The organism is Streptosporangium becharense, from assembly GCF_014204985.1.
GTDB classification, from domain to species: Bacteria; Actinomycetota; Actinomycetes; order Streptosporangiales; family Streptosporangiaceae; genus Streptosporangium; species Streptosporangium becharense.
Genome location: NZ_JACHMP010000001.1, coordinates 1,013,743 through 1,030,669, shown reverse-complemented (window position 1 = coordinate 1,030,669; position 16,927 = coordinate 1,013,743). Strand labels below are relative to the sequence as shown.

Annotated in this window: 12 protein-coding genes; 9 read left to right on the top strand and 3 right to left on the bottom strand. The window is 72.5% G+C overall.

The features are described 5' to 3' along the window. Positions 1 to 16 precede the first annotated feature (16 nt). Entirely contained in the window at positions 17 to 493 is a 477-nt protein-coding gene (gene def, locus F4562_RS04535) for a peptide deformylase (RefSeq protein WP_184545514.1), read from the bottom strand. Positions 494 to 762: 269 nt separating this feature from the next. On the opposite strand from def, the gene F4562_RS04530 reads away from it, so the two are divergent. From F4562_RS04530 to F4562_RS04500, 7 genes are all read left to right on the top strand, one after another. Next, positions 763 to 2,085, top strand: a complete 1,323-nt coding sequence (locus tag F4562_RS04530) for an MFS transporter (protein ID WP_184545512.1) — start codon at positions 763 to 765, stop codon at positions 2,083 to 2,085. Positions 2,086 to 2,386: 301 nt separating this feature from the next. Continuing rightward, positions 2,387 to 4,462 (top strand): molybdopterin oxidoreductase family protein, encoded by a 2,076-nt coding sequence (locus tag F4562_RS04525; RefSeq protein WP_184545510.1) that lies wholly within the window; start codon positions 2,387 to 2,389, stop codon positions 4,460 to 4,462. Then, on the top strand, positions 4,459 to 5,865 hold the full coding sequence (locus F4562_RS04520) for an FAD-dependent oxidoreductase (protein WP_184545508.1): 1,407 nt from the start codon (positions 4,459 to 4,461) through the stop codon (positions 5,863 to 5,865). The genes F4562_RS04525 and F4562_RS04520 overlap by 4 nt, the downstream gene beginning before the upstream one ends. A gap of 41 nt (positions 5,866 to 5,906) precedes the next feature. Further along, entirely contained in the window at positions 5,907 to 8,354 is a 2,448-nt protein-coding gene (gene nirB, locus F4562_RS04515) for a nitrite reductase large subunit NirB (protein ID WP_184545505.1), read from the top strand. Positions 8,355 to 8,517: 163 nt separating this feature from the next. After that, entirely contained in the window at positions 8,518 to 8,874 is a 357-nt protein-coding gene (gene nirD / locus F4562_RS04510) for a nitrite reductase small subunit NirD (RefSeq protein ID WP_184545503.1), read from the top strand. A gap of 92 nt (positions 8,875 to 8,966) precedes the next feature. Further along, a complete protein-coding gene (locus F4562_RS04505; RefSeq protein WP_184545501.1) occupies positions 8,967 to 10,136 on the top strand; it encodes a uroporphyrinogen-III synthase in 1,170 nt (389 codons plus the stop codon). Continuing rightward, entirely contained in the window at positions 10,133 to 10,885 is a 753-nt protein-coding gene (locus F4562_RS04500; protein WP_184545499.1) for a sirohydrochlorin chelatase, read from the top strand. Before F4562_RS04505 ends, F4562_RS04500 begins: the two co-directional genes overlap by 4 nt. Here the strand turns inward: F4562_RS04500 and F4562_RS04495 are convergent. Both F4562_RS04495 and F4562_RS04490 read right to left on the bottom strand, forming a co-directional pair. Next, positions 10,813 to 11,406, bottom strand: a complete 594-nt coding sequence (locus F4562_RS04495; protein ID WP_184545498.1) for a hypothetical protein — start codon at positions 11,404 to 11,406, stop codon at positions 10,813 to 10,815. The two genes, F4562_RS04500 and F4562_RS04495, sit on opposite strands and share 73 nt — an antisense overlap. A 207-nt stretch (positions 11,407 to 11,613) precedes the next feature. Next, positions 11,614 to 12,468, bottom strand: a complete 855-nt coding sequence (locus tag F4562_RS04490; RefSeq protein ID WP_184545496.1) for a PAC2 family protein — start codon at positions 12,466 to 12,468, stop codon at positions 11,614 to 11,616. Between the two features lie 235 nt (positions 12,469 to 12,703). Here F4562_RS04490 and metH point away from each other — a divergent pair, with 235 nt between their 5' ends. Together metH and F4562_RS04480 are read left to right on the top strand one after the other, a co-directional pair. Then, entirely contained in the window at positions 12,704 to 16,168 is a 3,465-nt protein-coding gene (gene metH, locus F4562_RS04485; RefSeq protein WP_184545494.1) for a methionine synthase, read from the top strand. A gap of 70 nt (positions 16,169 to 16,238) precedes the next feature. Then, complete coding sequence (locus tag F4562_RS04480) at positions 16,239 to 16,889, top strand: HAD family hydrolase (RefSeq protein ID WP_184545492.1); 651 nt, start codon at positions 16,239 to 16,241, stop codon at positions 16,887 to 16,889. Positions 16,890 to 16,927: the final 38 nt, after the last annotated feature.

Here is a 16,927-nt window from a genome sequence, read left to right as displayed (position 1 = left end):
GCCGTGACGGGGCGGATCAGCCGATCGAGGCGAGGAAACGCTCCCGCTCGTCGTCGGGGAGGTGGTCGGCGAACAGGATGCCGTCGAGGTGGTCGACCTCGTGCTGGAGCACCCGGGCGAGCATGCCCAGGGCCCGCACGGTGACCGGCTTGCCGAACATGTCGCGTCCGCGGGCGGTGACCATGTAGGCCCGTTCCAGCGGCCACCAGACACCCGGCGCCGACAGGCAGGCCTCGTCGGCCACGATCCTCCGCTCCGACAGCTCCAGCCGGGGGTTGACCAGGTGACCGGACTTGCCGTCCAGTTCATAGACGAGCACCCGCGCCGGGACGCCGATCTGCGGCGCCGCCAGGCCGGCACGCCCGGTCCCGGCGCGCATGGTCGCCTGGAGGGATTTGACCAGGCCGCGCAGCTCGCGGTCGAACGCGGTCACCGGCTCCGCTACTGTGCGTAGCACCGGGTCGCTGAACAGTCGGATCGGCTGGACGGCCACACGCGCTCCCTGAGGATGTCTGACGGGCACCGAGACGATTCCCCTCGCCGGGCCGGACCAACCGTGACCGCGGAATCCACGGCGTTCACCCGGGAGAGATCTAACTGATCACCATGTTTCCACGCTGTTGCGTATGTGCGACGTGTTGGTTGCATATTTCCGCGGTTAGTTACGTGTAACCGGTGCACCATCACAGAACGTGAATGTGCGTAACGCCGTCCTCCTACATTGCGGTGACGATGCCACCCCCGAACACCGCAGGAGGAACGATGGCGAAGCCATGGATCAGCGACTGGCGTCCCGACGACCCCGCCTTCTGGGAGGCCGGCGGCAAGAACGTGGCCCGCCGCAACCTGATCTTCTCCATCTTCGCCGAGCACCTCGGATTCACGATCTGGACGGTGTGGAGCATCGTCGCGGTCCAGCTCGGCTCCTACCGGTTCTCCACCGACCAGCTCTTCTGGATGGTGTCGCTGCCCAACCTGATCGGTTCGGCGTTGCGCATCCCCTACACCTTCGGCCCGGCGAAGTTCGGCGGGCGTAACTTCACCGTGGTGAGCGCCGCGCTGCTGCTCATCCCCGCGGTCCTGCTGGCCTTCGCGGTCAGCGACCCCGCGACCCCCTACTGGGTGTTCCTGGTCATCGCGGCCACCGCGGGGCTGGGCGGCGGCAACTTCGCCTCCAGCATGGCCAACATCACCTACTTCTACCCCCAGCACAAGCAGGGGTCGGCGCTCGGGCTCAACGCGGCCGGCGGCAACATCGGGGTCAGCTCGGTGCAGCTCGTCATGCCGCTGGTGATCGGCGCGTTCGGGCTGGCCGCCGCCGGGCTGTTCTGGATTCCGTTCATCCTGGCCGCCGCGATCGGCGCCTACTTCTTCATGGACAACCTGAGCACCGCCAAGGCCAGTCCCCGGGAGCAGCTGAGGATCGCCGGACGGGCCCAGACCTGGATCATGTCGGTCCTGTACATCGGCACCTTCGGCTCCTTCATCGGCTACTCCACCGCGTTCCCGCTGCTCATCAAGAGCCAGTTCCCCGAGTACGCCTCCCTGGTCTGGCTGGCCTTCCTGGGGCCGCTGCTCGGCTCGCTGGTCCGCCCGGCCGGCGGCTGGCTGTCGGACCGCCTCGGCGGCGCACGGGTGACCCTGCTCAACTTCGGCGCCATGGCGGGTGCGGCGGCTCTGGTCTGGCAGGGCCTGGCCCAGCACTCCTTCGTCCTGTTCTTCGGCGCCTACATGCTCCTGGTCGGCACCACCGGCGTCGGCAACGGCTCCACGTACCGGATGATCCCCGCGATCTTCCGGGCCAAGGCCACCGCGGGCCTCGCCCCCGGCACGCCCGCCCACGAGGCCGCCGTGGCGGTCGGCAAACGGGACGCCTCCGCCGCGATCGGCATCATCTCCGCGGTCGGTGCCTTCGGTGGATTCTTCATCAACCGGGGTTTCGGCAGCTCCCTGGCCGCGACCGGGGGAGCGGGCGCCGCACTGGCCGCCTTCGCCGCCTTCTACGCCCTGTGCGCGCTCGTCACCTGGGCCTGCTACCTGCGCACCACGGGGCCCGTGCCGAGCCTGGCCGCCGCCCGGGTGTGACGCCCGGCGGCGCCGGCGGGGCCCGCCCGGGTCCCGGCACCGGCACCGGCACCCGTCCCGGCACCGGCACCGGCACCCGTCCCGGCACCGGCACCGTTATCCGTCCCGGTCCCGGCGCCCGCACCGGCACCCGTCCCGGTCCCGGCGCCCGCACCGGCATCCGGCTCACCTCCGGCGCCGGCCCCGCCGACGGACACCTCACTTCCGCCTCGTCTCGCGTGTGAACGCGGTTAGTGGCTTGTAGCACACCGGTAACAGGGGGGACCCCGCGGTGAAACCGCCTGAAAGCACCATCGAACCCATGCCGATCTCACTTCCCGCCCCGGCGCCTGTGAAGGCCGGGACGGCGACACACTGCCCTTACTGCGCTCTGCAGTGCGGCATGAACGTCGCCGCGGGGGAGACGGTCGCCATCACCCCGCGAGACGACATACCCGCCAACGCGGGCGGCCTGTGCCAGAAGGGCTGGACCGCCGGCGAGCTGCTGACCGGTGGTGAGCGGCTCACCACCCCGCTCCTGCACGGGCGGGAGGTCGGCTGGGACGAGGCGCTCGACTTCGTCGCCGACCGCATCCGCGCCGTCCAGGCGGAACACGGCCCCGACGGCGTGGCCGTGTTCGGCGGAGGCGGCCTCACCAACGAGAAGGCGTACCAGCTCGGCAAGTTCGCCCGGGTGGTGCTGCGGACCAGCCAGATCGACTACAACGGGCGCTTCTGCATGTCCTCGGCCGCCGCGGCCACCAACCGGGCCTTCGGCATGGACCGCGGCCTGCCCTTCCCGATCACCGACCTCGCCCGCGCCGACGCCGTCCTGCTCGCCGGCGGGAACGTGGCCGAGACCATGCCACCGTTCGTCCGCCACCTGGCCACGATGCGGGAACGGGGCGGCAGGCTGGTCGTCATCGACCCGCGCGTCACCGCGACCGCCCGCCAGGCCGACCTGCACCTGCAACCGACCCCCGGCACCGACCTCGCGCTGGCGCTGGCCCTGCTGCACATCGTGATCGCCGAGGGACACGTCGACGAGGACTACGTGGCCGCCAGGACGAACGGGTTCGACGCCGTCCGCACCTCGGTCGCGGCCTGGTGGCCCGAGCGGGTGGAGCGCGTCACCGGCGTGCCGGTCGCGCTGATGCGCGCCGCCGTGGAGATCCTCGCGGGCGCGGACCGGGCGGCGATCCTCACCGGACGCGGCACCGAACAGCACGCCAAGGGCACCGACACGGTGAGCGCCTTCATCAACCTGGCCCTCGCCCTCGGGCTGCCCGGCCGCGAGGGCTCCGGCTACGGCTGCGTCACCGGACAGGGCAACGGGCAGGGCGGTCGTGAGCACGGCCAGAAGGCGGACCAGCTTCCCGGCTACCGGAAGATCGACGACCCCGCCGCCCGCGCTCACGTGGCCGCGGTGTGGGGCGTCGACCCCGACACCCTGCCGGGGCCCGGCCGTTCCGCGTACGAGTTGCTGGACGCGCTCGGCACCGAGGCAGGGCCCAGGGCACTGCTGCTGTTCGGTTCCAACCCGCTGGTCTCGGCGCCGCGCGCCGGCCGCGTCGCCGAGCGGCTCGCCCGGCTGGACCTGCTGGTGGTCTCCGACCTCGTCATGTCGGAGACCGCCGCGACGGCCGACGTCGTCCTGCCCACCACCCAGTGGGCCGAGGAGAGCGGCACCATGACCAACCTGGAGGGCAGGGTGCTGCTGCGCCGCCGGGCGGTCGCCCCGCCGCCGGGGGTGCGCAGCGACCTGGAGATCCTCCGGGGGCTCGCCGAGCGGCTGGGCGGGGCCGAGGGCTTCCCCGCCGACCCCCGCGAGGTCTTCGACGAGCTCCGCCGAGCGTCGGCCGGCGGGATCGCCGACTACGCCGGGATCACCTACGAGCGGATCGCCGCCGAGACCGGGGTGTTCTGGCCCTGCCCGGCCGAGGACCACCCCGGCACCCCCCGCCCCTTCCTGGACCGCTTCGCCACCCCCGACGGCCGCGCACGGTTCACGCCGGTGGAGCACCGCGGGCCGCAGGAGGACGTCGACGGTGAGTACCCGCTGTACCTGACGACCGGGCGGGTGCTCGCGCACTACCAGAGCGGCGCGCAGACGCGGCGGATCGCCGCGCTCAACGCGGCGGCCGCCGACACCTTCGTGGAACTCCACCCCGACCTCGCCGAGCGCCTGGCGGTGACGTCCGGCGACAGGCTGCGGGTGGTCAGCAGGCGAGGTGAGACCGAGGGTGCGGCCCGCGTCAACCCGGGCATCCGGCCGGACACGGTGTTCATGCCGTTCCACTGGCCCGGCGCCAACCTGCTCACCAACCCCGCCCTCGATCCGGCGTCGCGGATGCCGGAGTTCAAAGTCTGCGCCGTCAGAGTGGAGCGTGCCGGATGACCAGGATCGTCGTCGTGGGCAACGGTATGGCGGGCGCCCGCCTCGTCAGCGAGGTCCGCGCCCGGGACGAGCACGCCAGGCTGACCGTCTTCGGGGCCGAGACCTGGCAGCCCTACAACCGGGTGCTGCTGTCGAACGTGGTGGCCGGCACCATGCAGCCGGACCAGGTCCGGCTGCTCGACCCGTCCTGGTACGCCGACCACGGGGTCACCGCGATGCTCGGCGTCGAGGTGACCGCCGTCGACCGGGAGACCCAGGCGGTGATCACCGCCACCGGCCGGCGTGAGCCGTACGACGTGCTCGTGCTCGCCACCGGCAGCCGGGCCGTGGTGCCGCCGGTGCCCGGGGCGGAGCGGGCGGTCGCCTTCCGCACCCTCGACGACTGCCGGGCCATCCTGCGGGCGGCCGGCGCCGCGCGCGGCGCCGTGGTGGTCGGCGGCGGGCTGCTCGGCATCGAGGCCGCCCGCGGCCTGGCCGGCCGCGGCCTGCCGGTGACGCTGCTGCACCTGGCCGGGCACCTGATGGAACGCCAGCTGGACGCCGAGGCCGGGCTGGTGCTCGGCCAGACGCTGGACACGCTGGGCGTGCGGACCAGGACCGGCGTCGTGGTGGAGGAGATCCTCGACGACGGCGTGCGGCTCGCGGGTGGCGAGACGGTCGAGGCCGACCTGGTCGTCCTCGCGTGCGGGGTCCGCCCGGTGACGGACCTGGCCCGCGACGCCGGGCTGCACGTGGAACGCGGGATCGTCGTCGACGACGAGATGCGCACCGACGACCCGTCGGTCTTCGCGATCGGCGAGTGCGCCGAGCACCGGGGCACGGTGTACGGGCTGGTCGCCCCCGCCTGGGAGCAGGCGGCCGTGGTCGCCGACCTCGTCACCGGGACCGACAAGACCGCCCGGTACCGGGGGTCGCGCCTGGTCACCCGGCTGAAGGCGAAAAGCGTGGAGCTGGCGGCGATGGGCGAGACCCACCTGACCGAGGACGAGGCCGAGGTCGTCCGGTTCAGCCACCGGGCCGCCGGCACCTACCGCAAGCTCGTCATCCGCGACGGCCGCCTGGTCGGTGCGATCCTCCTCGGCGAGACGGCCGCGGTGGGCACCCTCACCCAGCTGTTCGACCGGGGGGCTCCGCTGCCGGGCGACCGCGCCGGGCTGCTGTTCCCCGGCCTGCCCGCAAGTGCCGCCGTCGCCGACAGCCCGGTCAGGATGCCGGACGCGGCGAAGGTCTGCCAGTGCAACAACGTGACGAAGGGACAGATCCGGGCCTGCTGGGAGTCGGGCGCCCGTGACGTGGCGGCCGTGGCCGCCGCCACGCGCGCCACGACCGGCTGCGGCGGCTGCCGCGACGCCGTCGAGGGCATCGTCGGCTGGCTCTGCGAGCAGGAAGGGGTCCCGGTGTGACCGGCCCGATGAACGAAGCGGACGAGAAGGAGGACACGCCCATGTCACGGCTTGTCGTTGTGGGGCACGGGCCGACGTCGAACCGCCTGGTCGAGGCCCTGCTCGCGGGGGGTTTCGCCGGCCGGGTCACGGTGCTGGGGGAGGAGCCGCGGCCCGCGTACGACCGGGTGGCGCTGACCTCCTACCTGGCGGGCAGGAGCGTCGAGGACCTCACCTACCCGGTGCCCGAGGGGGTCGTGCTCCGGCTGTCGTCCCGGGTCACCGCCATCGACCGGGACAGGCGCACGGTCACCGTCGCCGACGGCCACGTCGAGCCGTACGACGTGCTGGTGCTGGCCACCGGGTCGAGCCCGTTCGTGCCGCCGGTGCCGGGCCGGGACCTGCCGGGCTGCTTCGTCTACCGGACGATCGACGACCTCGACGCGATCAGGGAGGCCGCCGCGGGCGCCACCGGCGGGGTCGTCATCGGCGGCGGGCTGCTGGGCCTGGAGGCCGCCGACGCGTTGCGCGGGCTGGGCCTCGCGACCCACGTGGTGGAGATGGGCGGCTGGCTCATGCCCCGCCAGCTCGACGAGGGCGGCGGCGCCGTGCTGCGCGGCCACATCGAGGCCCTGGGCCTGACCGTGCACACCGAGGCCGGCGCGAAGGAGGTCGCCGCCGGGCCGGACGGGCGGGTCTCGGGGCTGGTCAAGCCGGACGGGGAGATCATCGACGCTCAGGTGGTGGTCTTCTCCGCGGGGGTGCGGCCCCGCGACGAGCTGGCCAGGCAGGCGGGCCTGGAGGTCGGCCCGCGCGGCGGCGTCGCGGTGGACGACGGGATGCGCACCAGCGACCCGGCGATCTACGCGGTCGGCGAGTGCGCTCTGCACGACGGCATGGTCTACGGGCTGGTCGGACCGTGCTTCACCATGGCCGAGGTCGCCGCGGACCGGATCCTGGGCGGCGAGGCGGTCTTCACCCGCGCCGACCTGTCCACCAAGCTGAAGCTGCTCGGCGTGGAGGTCGCCCAGTTCGGCGCCATGGACGGCGCGCTGGACGTGACCTTCATGGACCCGGTGGGCGGCGTCTACCAGAAGCTGTTCGTCAGCGACGACGCCCGCACCCTGCTGGGCGGCATCTGCGTCGGCGACGCCACCCCGTACAACACGCTCAAGCCGTTCGTCGGCCGCGACCTGCCCGGCGCGCCGAGCGAGCTGCTGTTCACCGGCGGCCCGGCGAACATGGAGTTGCCCGACGACGCCCAGGTCTGCTCCTGCAACAACGTCACCAAGGGCCAGGTGTGCGCCGCGATCACCGGGAACGGCCTGACCGACGTGGCCGGGATCAAAGCGTGCACCCGGGCGGGCACCACCTGCGGCAGCTGCGTGCCGATGCTGAAGCGGATCCTGGTCTCCTCGGGCGTCGAGGTCTCCAAGGCGCTGTGCGAGCACTTCACCTACAGCAGGGCCGAGCTGTTCGACATCGTCCGGGTACGCGGCATCACGACGTTCTCCCAGCTCATCACCGAGCACGGAACCGGCCGCGGCTGCGACGTGTGCAAGCCCGTCGTCGCCTCGATCCTGGCCTCGCTCGGCAACGGCCACATCCTCGACGGGGAGCAGGCCGCCCTTCAGGACACCAACGACCACTTCCTGGCCAACATCCAGCGCAACGGCACCTACTCGGTGGTGCCCCGCATCCCGGGCGGGGAGATCACCCCCGACAAGCTGATCGTGATCGGTGAGGTGGCCCGTGACTTCGGCCTCTACACCAAGATCACTGGTGGGCAGCGGATCGACCTGTTCGGAGCGCGGGTGGAGCAGCTGCCGCGGATCTGGAAGCGCCTGGTCGACGCCGGGTTCGAGTCCGGGCACGCCTACGGCAAGGCGTTGCGCACGATCAAGTCGTGCGTGGGCTCCACCTGGTGCCGTTACGGCGTGCAGGACTCGGTGGGCCTGGCCATCGCGCTGGAGCTGCGCTACCGGGGCCTGCGCTCGCCGCACAAGCTCAAGTCGGCCGTCTCCGGCTGTGCCCGCGAGTGCGCCGAGGCCCGGAGCAAGGACTTCGGCATCATCGCCACCGAGAAGGGCTGGAACCTCTACGTCGGCGGCAACGGGGGCTTCACCCCGCGCCACGCCGACCTGTTCGCCTCCGACCTGGGCACCGAGGAGCTGATCCGGGTCATCGACCGGTTCCTGATGTTCTACATCCGCACCGCCGACCGCCTCCAGCGGACCTCGGCCTGGGTGGAGGACCAGGGCCTCGACTACGTCAGGCAGGTCGTCCTGGACGACTCCCTGGGGATCTGCGCGGACCTGGAGGCCCAGATGGAGCGGCACGTGGCCGGCTACGCCGACGAGTGGCGCACCACGATCGAGGACCCCGACAAGCTGCGCAGGTTCGTCTCCTTCGTCAACGCCCCCGGCACCCCCGACCCCTCGATCAGGTTCGAGACCGAACGCGACCAGGTCAAGCCGGTGCTGATCCCGCTGGAGGCGGTCCGCTCCTGACCGCCCTGACCGCCCATCCCGCCCAGGCCGCCCCGGCCGTCCGCTCCGCGAGGCCGGGAGAGCCTCCCGGCCGCCGGTCCACCGTCCGCGACACCCGCGACACCCGCGACACCCGCGACACCCACGACACCCACGACACCCTACGGAGAGGGGGCCTTCACCGATGACCGCCCTGCGCGAAGACCTGGAGACGACCTGCTGGACCCCGGTCTGCTCCTACACCGACCTGCTGCCCGAGCGAGGCGCGTGTGCCCTGGTGGACGGCCGGCAGGTCGCGCTGTTCCGCACCTTCGACGGCGTCCTGTACGCGATCGGCAACCACGACCCGTTCAGCGGCGCCCAGGTCCTGTCCCGCGGGATCGTGGGCACCAGGACGGGGGAGCCCTGCGTCGCCTCGCCCATGCACAAGCAGGTGTTCTCCCTGGTCACCGGCGTGTGCCTGGACGACCCCGCGGTGTCCGTGCCGACCTACCCGGTCCGCGTCGCCGCGGACGGGGCGGTGGAGGTGGGCGCTGGGTGAACCCGGCCGCCCGGTCCGGGGCGGGGCACCGGTCGTGACGGCCGGCGAGGGACGGGCCGTCCGCAGAGCGAGCGAGGAATGGTGAGCGAGAGATGAGCATGGCGGTACTGGACAACCCGGCGGTCTCCCCGGAGACCGCACCCGACGCGCTGGCCGGGTTCACGATCGGGGTCACCGCCACCCGGCGGCGCGAGGAGTTCTGTGCGCTGCTGGAGCGGCGTGGCGCGAGGGTGGTGCGGGCCCCGGCGATCCGGCTGGTGCCGCTGGCCGAGGACGCCGACCTGCTGGCCGCCACCCGCGAGGCGCTCACGGCGCCGATCGACGACGTGGTGGTCACCACCGGCGTCGGGTTCCGGGGCTGGATGGCCGCGGCCGAGGGGTGGGGGCTCTCCACCGACCTCGCCGACCACCTGGGTGCGGCCCGGCTGCTGACCCGCGGGCCCAAGGCGCGCGGCGCGGTCAGGGCCGCCGGCCTGAACGACCACTGGACACCGGCCACCGAGTCGTGCGACGAGGTCAAGGAGTACCTGCTCGCCCAGGACCTGCGCGGCCGGCGCATCGCCGTCCAGCTGCACGGGGAACCGCTGACCGGCTTCACAGCGGCGCTGCGCGAGGCCGGCGCGGAGGTCATCGAGGTGCCGGTCTACCGCTGGCTGCCCTACCGGGACGCCTCGCCGCTGCGCCGCCTGGTCAGCCAGGCGATCTCCGGCGGGGTCGACGCGGTCGCCTTCACCAGTGCCCCGGCCGTGCTGGCCATGCTCAACGCGGCCCGCGCCGACGGCCTGGAGGACGCGCTGGTCGCCGCCTTCACCGGGCCGGTCGTCGCGACATGCGTGGGCCCGGTCACCGCGGCCCCGCTGGTCGCGCGCGGGGTGCCCGTCGTGCAGCCGGAGCGCTCCCGGCTGGGTGCGCTGGCCCGCACGCTCGCCCGGCACCTGCCCGAGCACAGCGTCACCCGGCTGACCGCGGGCGGCCACCGGCTGGAGATCCGCGGTCACGCCGTGGTGGTGGACGGGGAGCTGAAGCCGCTGCCTCCCGCGCCGATGGCGGTGCTCAAGCGCCTGGCCGACAAGCCGGGGCACGTGGTGGCCCGTTCCGAGCTGCGGACCGTGCTGCCCGGCGGCCCGTCCCGCGACTCGGCCGAGCACGCGGTGGAGATGGCCGTCACCCGCCTGCGCCGTGCCCTGGGCCCCGCCGGGATCGTCGAGACGGTCGTCAAGCGCGGTTACCGGCTCGCCTTCGACCGGACCGAGGCCCCGTGACGACGCTCGTCCTGGCCGGTCACGGCACGCGCAGCGCCAGGGGGGAGGAGACGATCGCCGATCTGACGGACCTGGTGCGCCGCGTTCGCCCCGGCGTCCGTGTGGAGCGGGCGTTCCTGGAGATCAGCTCGCCCCCGCTGGCCGGTGTGCTCCCCACCCTGCCCGGCCCCGTCGTGGTGGTCCCGCTGCTGCTGGCCGGCGGCTACCACGTCCACATCGACCTGCCCTCGGTGGTGGCGCAGGCCCGGCCCGGGGCGGTCGTGGCGGCCCCACTGGGCCCGCACCCGCTGCTGGCCGCGGTCCTCGCCCGCCGGCTGGCCGCCGCCGGGCTGCGGGCCGCCGACTCGGTGATCCTGGCCGCCGCGGGGTCGTCCGACCCGGCGGCGTTGGCCGACGTGCGCGCCGCGGCGCGGCTGCTGGCGGTGCGGCTCTCCCGCCCGGTCACGGCGGCCTTCGCCGCCACCGGCCACCCCCCGGTCGCCGAGGCCCTGGAGCGGCTGCGCTCCGGGCCCGCGCCGCGTGTCGCGGTGGCCTCCTACCTGCTGGCCCCGGGGTTCTTCCACGACCGTCTGCGAGAGTGCGGGGCGGACCTGGTCACCGCGCCGCTGGGCGTGGACGCCGACCTGGCCGCGCTGGTGTGGGCCAGGTTCGACCAGGCCCGCCGGAGCGCCGCCGGTCAGGCCCGCCGGGGCTCCAGTCTCAGCTCGCGGATGATCTCCTCGGCGCTGTCGTCACGCGACGGCAGATGATCGGCGCCGACGAACATCTCGTGGTAGGCGTGGTGGAAGCACCCCGCCAGCAGTAGCCGGGCGCTGGCGACCGGGTCGACCTCCGGGGCGACTCGGCCCGCCCGCTGCTCGGCCGCCAGATACTCGCTGAGCGGGATCACCTCGGCCATCGGCCCGAGCTCGCTGTCGCGCATCGCCTCCCGGAACCGCACGGTGACCGTGGGCGAGGTGAAGGCGGGCAGCGCCGCGGACTGGATCTCCGAGTAGTAGTCGATGCCCGCCCGCGCGATGGGGAACAGGTTGTCGGCCACCCGGCCCCTGCCGACCAGGTACATCAGGCCGTCGAGGACGCGCAGCCACACCGGCAGCCGGTCCTGGAGGAGGGCGAGGTACATGTCGACCGCGTATCCCGGCGCGGCGGCCCGCCCGGACGCGGGGGAGGCGCTCTCCGCCTCGTCGCGCTTCATCAGCACGGCCATCTCGAGAACGCGGCGTCGCGTCTCCTGAGCCTTCTGGTACGGGTCGAGGTGTGGAGTCGCCATGGTTGCCCTAACGTGCGCGGTCACGCGGAAGACGCGCGGCGTCGTGGCGCGCGGTCCGCCGATGTCTGCGGGAGCCCGCTCTTCCCGGTGGGGAGGCGTGGCCGGTTGCTCCGGAGGTCCGGTACGGCCCGGGCACCGTGAAAGGCCCGGTCAGCTGTGAACTTAGGCGGAAAATAGGACAAAGTGGTAACCGTTCGCCGGCGGTCGTCAGCCGTCGGAGTCACGGTCACGGCGGCGCAGGTAACGCTCGAACTCGGCCGCGATGGCGTCACCGCTCGCCTCCGGCAGCTCGGCCGCGTCCTTGCGCTCCTCCAGCTCCTTGACGTACTCGGCGACCTCGCTGTCCTGCGAGGCCAGCTCGTCCACGCCGTGCTCCCAGGCCCGCGACTCCTCGGCCAGCGACCCGAGCGGCATCGGGATGTCGAGCAGGTCCTCCATCCGGCGCAGCAGCGCCATGGTCGCCTTGGGGTTGGGCGGCTGGGCCACGTAGTGCGGCACCGAGGCCCACAGCGACACGGCGTGCAGCCCCGCCACGCCCAGCGCGTGCTGGAGCACGCCGACGATGCCCGTCGGGCCCTCGTAGCGGCTCAGCTCCAGGTTGATCGCCCTGGCCAGCCCCTCGTCGGTGGCCGAGCCCACGATCGGCACCGGGCGGGTGTGCGGGGAGTCGTTGAGCAGCGCGCCGAGCAGGACGGCCAGCTCCACCCCCAGCTCACGGCAGACCGAGATGATCTCCTCGCAGAAGGCGCGCCAGCGCATGTTGGGCTCGATGCCGCGCAGCAGCACCACGTCGCGGTCCAGGCCGGGCGGCCTGGCCACCGACAGCTTGGTGGTGGGCCAGGTGATGGACCGGGTCAGCCCCTCGCCCATCTCGACGATGGGCCGGGTCACCTGGAAGTCGTAGTATTCCTCGGGATCGAGGGAGAGCAGCGGGCTGGCCTTCCACTCCTCCTCCAGGTGCGCGATCACTCCGCTCGAGGCCTCGCCCGCGTCGTTCCAGCCCTCGAACGCGGCGATCAGCACCGGGTCGACGAGCTCGGGCAGACCTTCGAACTCGATCACGGGCCCCCTCCTTCTTGCCTCGCCGTCCTATCCGGCTAAGCCTATGCGGTAAGGGGCCCTTCACGGCACCAGGCACCTCCCGGCCCGGTATGTCTTCCCCAGCCGGGAGGCCGTCACGCCCCCGGCGCGACGGCAATGATCGACGCGTCGCGGCGGCCCGCCGGGCGACCGGCGGAAGATCCGATCGATGCGCATGAACGATGACGCCCGAGCGGTTCCCAGTACTCTTGTCCCCATGACAAGCACTCCGTCTTTCCGTGAAGTCCTGGCCGAGCGCGTCATGGTCGCCGACGGGGCCATGGGGACGATGCTTCAGGCTCACGACGTGACCATCGACGACTTCGAAGGTCACGAGGGCTGCAACGAGGTTCTCAACGTCACCCGCCCCGACATCGTCCGCGCGGTGCACGACGCCTACTTCGAGGTGGGCGTCGACTGCGTCGAGACCAACACCTTCGGCGCCAATCTTTCAGCTCTCGGCGAATACGACATCGCCGAGCGTGTCTTCGAGTACTCGGAGGCGGGCGCGCGAGTCGCCCGCCAGGCGGCCGACCGCTGGTCCACCCCCGACCGGCCGCGCTTCGTGCTCGGCTCTCTCGGTCCCGGCACGAAGCTGCCGACCCTGGGCCACAAGCCGTACACCGAGCTGCGCGACGCCTACTACGACAACGCGGCCGGCCTGATCTCCGGCGGGGCCGACGCGCTGATCGTCGAGACCTCCCAGGACCTGCTCCAGGTCAAGGCGGCCGTCATCGGCTCGCGCCGGGCCGTCGCCGACGCCGGACGCGACGTGCCGATCATCGCCCAGGTGACCATCGAGACCAACGGCGCGATGCTGCTCGGCTCGGAGATCGGCGCGGCGCTGACCGCGATCGAGCCGCTCGGCGTCGACGTGATCGGCCTCAACTGCGCCACCGGCCCCGCCGAGATGAGCGAGCACCTGCGCTACCTGTCGCGCCACGCCCGCCTGCCTCTGTCGTGCATGCCCAACGCCGGGCTGCCGGTGCTGACCGCCGACGGCGCCTACTACCCGCTCAGCCCGGACGAGCTGGCCGCCGCCCACGACGCCTTCACCACCGACTACGGCCTGTCGCTCGTCGGCGGCTGCTGCGGCACCACGCCCGAGCACCTGCGCCGGGTGGTCGAGCGGGTCCGCGGCCGGGAGGTGGCCGCGCGCCGCCCGCGTCCCGAGCACGGGGCCGCCTCGCTCTACCAGAGCGTCCCCTTCCGCCAGGACATCTCCTACCTGGCCATCGGCGAGCGCACCAACGCCGTGGGCTCCAAGGCGTTCCGCGAGGCCATGCTGGCGGAGAACTGGGAGGAGTGCGTGGAGATCGCGCGGGCGCAGGCCCGTGACGGCGCGCACATGCTCGACCTCTGCGTCGACTACGTCGGCCGCGACGGCGTGGGCGACATGAGGGAGCTGGCGTTCCGCTTCGCCACCGCCTCCACGCTGCCGATCGTCCTCGACTCCACCGAGCCCGCCGTGCTGGAGGCCGGCCTGCAGGCCCTCGGCGGACGCGCGGTCGTCAACTCGGTCAACTATGAGGAGGGCGACGGCCCCGAGTCGCGCTTCCACCGCATCGCGACCCTCGTCCGCGAGTACGGCGCGGCCGTGGTGGGCCTGACGATCGACGAGGAGGGCCAGGCCCGCACCGCCGACGCGAAGGTCCGGATCGCGGTCCGCCTCATCGAGGACCTGACCAGGAACTGGGGCATGCGCGTGGAGGACATCTTCATCGACGTGCTCACCTTCCCCATCGCCACCGGCCAGGAGGAGACCCGGCGCGACGCCCTGGAGTCGATCGAGGCCATCCGCGAGGTCAAGCGCCGCTACCCCAACGTGCAGACGGTCCTGGGCCTGTCGAACGTGTCGTTCGGTCTCAACCCGGCCGCCCGCATCGTGCTCAACTCGGTCTTCCTCAGCGAGTGCGTCAACGCCGGCCTCGACGCGGCGATCGCGCACGCCTCCAAGATCCTGCCGATGGCGCGCATCCCCGATGAGCAGCGCCAGGTCGCCCTCGACATGGTCTACGACCGCCGCCGTGAGGGCTACGACCCGCTGCAGCGGTTCATGGAGCTGTTCGAGGGCGTCGACGCCGCCGCGGTCAAGGCGGGCAAGGCCGAGGAGCTGGCCGCGCTGCCGCTGTGGGAGCGGCTCAAGCGCCGCATCGTCGACGGCGAGCGCAAGGGGCTGGAGGCCGACCTCGACGAGGCCCTGGCCCTGCGTCCCGCGCTGGAGATCGTCAACGACGTGCTGCTCGACGGGATGAAGACCGTCGGGGAGCTGTTCGGCTCCGGCCAGATGCAGCTGCCGTTCGTGCTCCAGTCGGCCGAGGTGATGAAGACCTCGGTGGCCTACCTCGAACCGCACATGGACCGGGTCGAGGGCGAGGTGAAGGGCCGCATCGTGCTCGCCACCGTCAAGGGCGACGTGCACGACATCGGCAAGAACCTGGTCGACATCATCCTGTCCAACAACGGCTACGAGGTCGTCAACCTCGGCATCAAGCAGCCGGTGTCGGTCATCCTGGAGGCCGCCGAGGAGAAGAAGGCCGACGTCATCGGCATGTCCGGGCTGCTGGTGAAGTCCACGGTGATCATGAAGGAGAACCTGGAGGAGATGAACTCCCGCGGCATCGCCGGCAAGTATCCCGTGCTGCTGGGCGGTGCCGCGCTGACCCGCGCCTACGTCGAGCAGGACCTCGCCGACCTCTTCCAGGGCGAGGTCCGCTACGCCCGCGACGCCTTCGAGGGGCTGCGCCTGATGGACGCCATCATGGCGGTCAAGCGCGGCGAGGACGGCGCTACCCTGCCCCCGCTGCGCGAGCGCCGGGTCAAGAGCGGCGCCACCCTGGTCCGGACCCCGGTGGAGGAGCTGCCGGCCCGTTCCGACGTGGCCGCCGACAACCCCGTCCCCAAGGCGCCCTTCTTCGGTGAGCGCGTCGTCAAGGGCATCTCGCTGGCCGAGTACTCCGCCTTCCTCGACGAGCGTGCGACGTTCATGGGGCAGTGGGGCCTCAAGGCCGCCCGCGGCGGTGAGGGGCCCTCCTACGAGGAGCTCGTCGAGACCGAGGGCCGGCCGCGCCTGCGCATGTGGCTGGAGCGGATGCAGACCGAGGGCCTGCTGGAGGCGGCGGTCGTCTACGGCTACTTCCCGTGTGTCAGCGACGGCGACTCGCTGATCATCCTGGACGACGCGGGCAACGAGCGGACCCGGTTCACCTTCCCCCGCCAGCGCCGCGACCGGCACCTGTGCCTGTCCGACTTCTTCCGCTCCAAGGACTCCGGGGAGGTCGACGTGGTCGCCTTCCAGGTCGCCACCATGGGCAACCGCGTCTCCGAGGCCGCCGCCGAGCTGTTCGCCAAGGACTCCTACCGCGACTACCTGGAGCTGCACGGCCTGTCGGTCCAGTTGACCGAGGCGCTGGCCGAGTACTGGCACGCGCGGGTCCGCGCCGAGCTGGGCATCGGCGGCGACGAGTCGCTGGAGGACATGCTCAAGGTCAACATCACCGGCTGCCGTTACTCCTTCGGCTACCCCGCCTGCCCCAACCTGGAGGACCAGGTGCAGCTCATGGAGCTGCTCGACCCGGCGCGGATCGGCGTGGAGCTGTCGGAGGAGTTCCAGCTCCACCCGGAGCAGTCGACGTCCGCCCTGGTCGTCCACCACCCCGAGGCCAAGTACTTCAACGTCTGATCGAGATCATGACCGCGCGGCTCCGTCCACCGGGGCGGGGCCGTGCCGGCCGCAGGGGGTTTTCCGAGGTATGCAAGCGGTTCTCTTCGACATGGACGGTCTTCTCGTGGACAGCGAGAAGATCTGGTTCGAGGTCGAGAGCGAGGTGATGGAGCGGCTCGGCGGCCGGTGGGGCCACGGCGACCAGGAGCACCTGGTGGGCGGCTCCATGCCGAGCACGGTGGCCTACATGCTCCAGGTCGCGGGCGGCGGGGTGAGCCCCGAGGAGGTGACGGCCTGGATGCTGGACGGCATGATCACCAGGCTCTCCGGCGGGGTGGAGATGATGCCCGGCGCGGCGGAGCTGCTGGCCGCCGTACGCCGGGCCGGACTGCCCACCGCCCTGGTGACCTCCTCGCTCCGGCCGATCGCCGAGGCGTGCCTGGAGAGCATCGGCAGGCACAACTTCGACCACGTGGTGACCGGCGACCAGGTCGCCAGGCCCAAGCCCGACCCCGAGCCCTACCTGACGGCCACCCGCCTGCTGGGTGCCGAACCGGCCCGCTGCGTCGTGCTGGAGGACTCCCCGAACGGGGTCACCGCGGCCACCGCGGCGGGCTGCCGGGTGGTGGCGGTGCCGAGCGTGGTCCCCGTTCCCGAGGCCCCTGGCCGGCTGGTGGTCGGCTCGCTGCTGGAGGTCGACGTCGAGACGCTGCGCGAACTGTCCGCCCGCGAGATCTGACGCCGCCCGGCCTTCGGGCGGGCGGACACGCGCGCCGC

Coding starts and splice junctions, on each gene's coding strand:
- metH (WP_184545494.1), top strand. CDS start 12,704: ATGACAAGCACTCCGTCTTTCCGTGAAGTCCTGGCCGAGCGCGTCATG.
- F4562_RS04480 (WP_184545492.1), top strand. CDS start 16,239: ATGCAAGCGGTTCTCTTCGACATGGACGGTCTTCTCGTGGACAGCGAG.
- F4562_RS04525 (WP_184545510.1), top strand. CDS start 2,387: ATGCCGATCTCACTTCCCGCCCCGGCGCCTGTGAAGGCCGGGACGGCG.
- F4562_RS04495 (WP_184545498.1), bottom strand. CDS start 11,406: ATGGCGACTCCACACCTCGACCCGTACCAGAAGGCTCAGGAGACGCGA.
- nirB (WP_184545505.1), top strand. CDS start 5,907: ATGTCACGGCTTGTCGTTGTGGGGCACGGGCCGACGTCGAACCGCCTG.
- nirD (WP_184545503.1), top strand. CDS start 8,518: ATGACCGCCCTGCGCGAAGACCTGGAGACGACCTGCTGGACCCCGGTC.
- F4562_RS04505 (WP_184545501.1), top strand. CDS start 8,967: ATGAGCATGGCGGTACTGGACAACCCGGCGGTCTCCCCGGAGACCGCA.
- F4562_RS04530 (WP_184545512.1), top strand. CDS start 763: ATGGCGAAGCCATGGATCAGCGACTGGCGTCCCGACGACCCCGCCTTC.
- F4562_RS04520 (WP_184545508.1), top strand. CDS start 4,459: ATGACCAGGATCGTCGTCGTGGGCAACGGTATGGCGGGCGCCCGCCTC.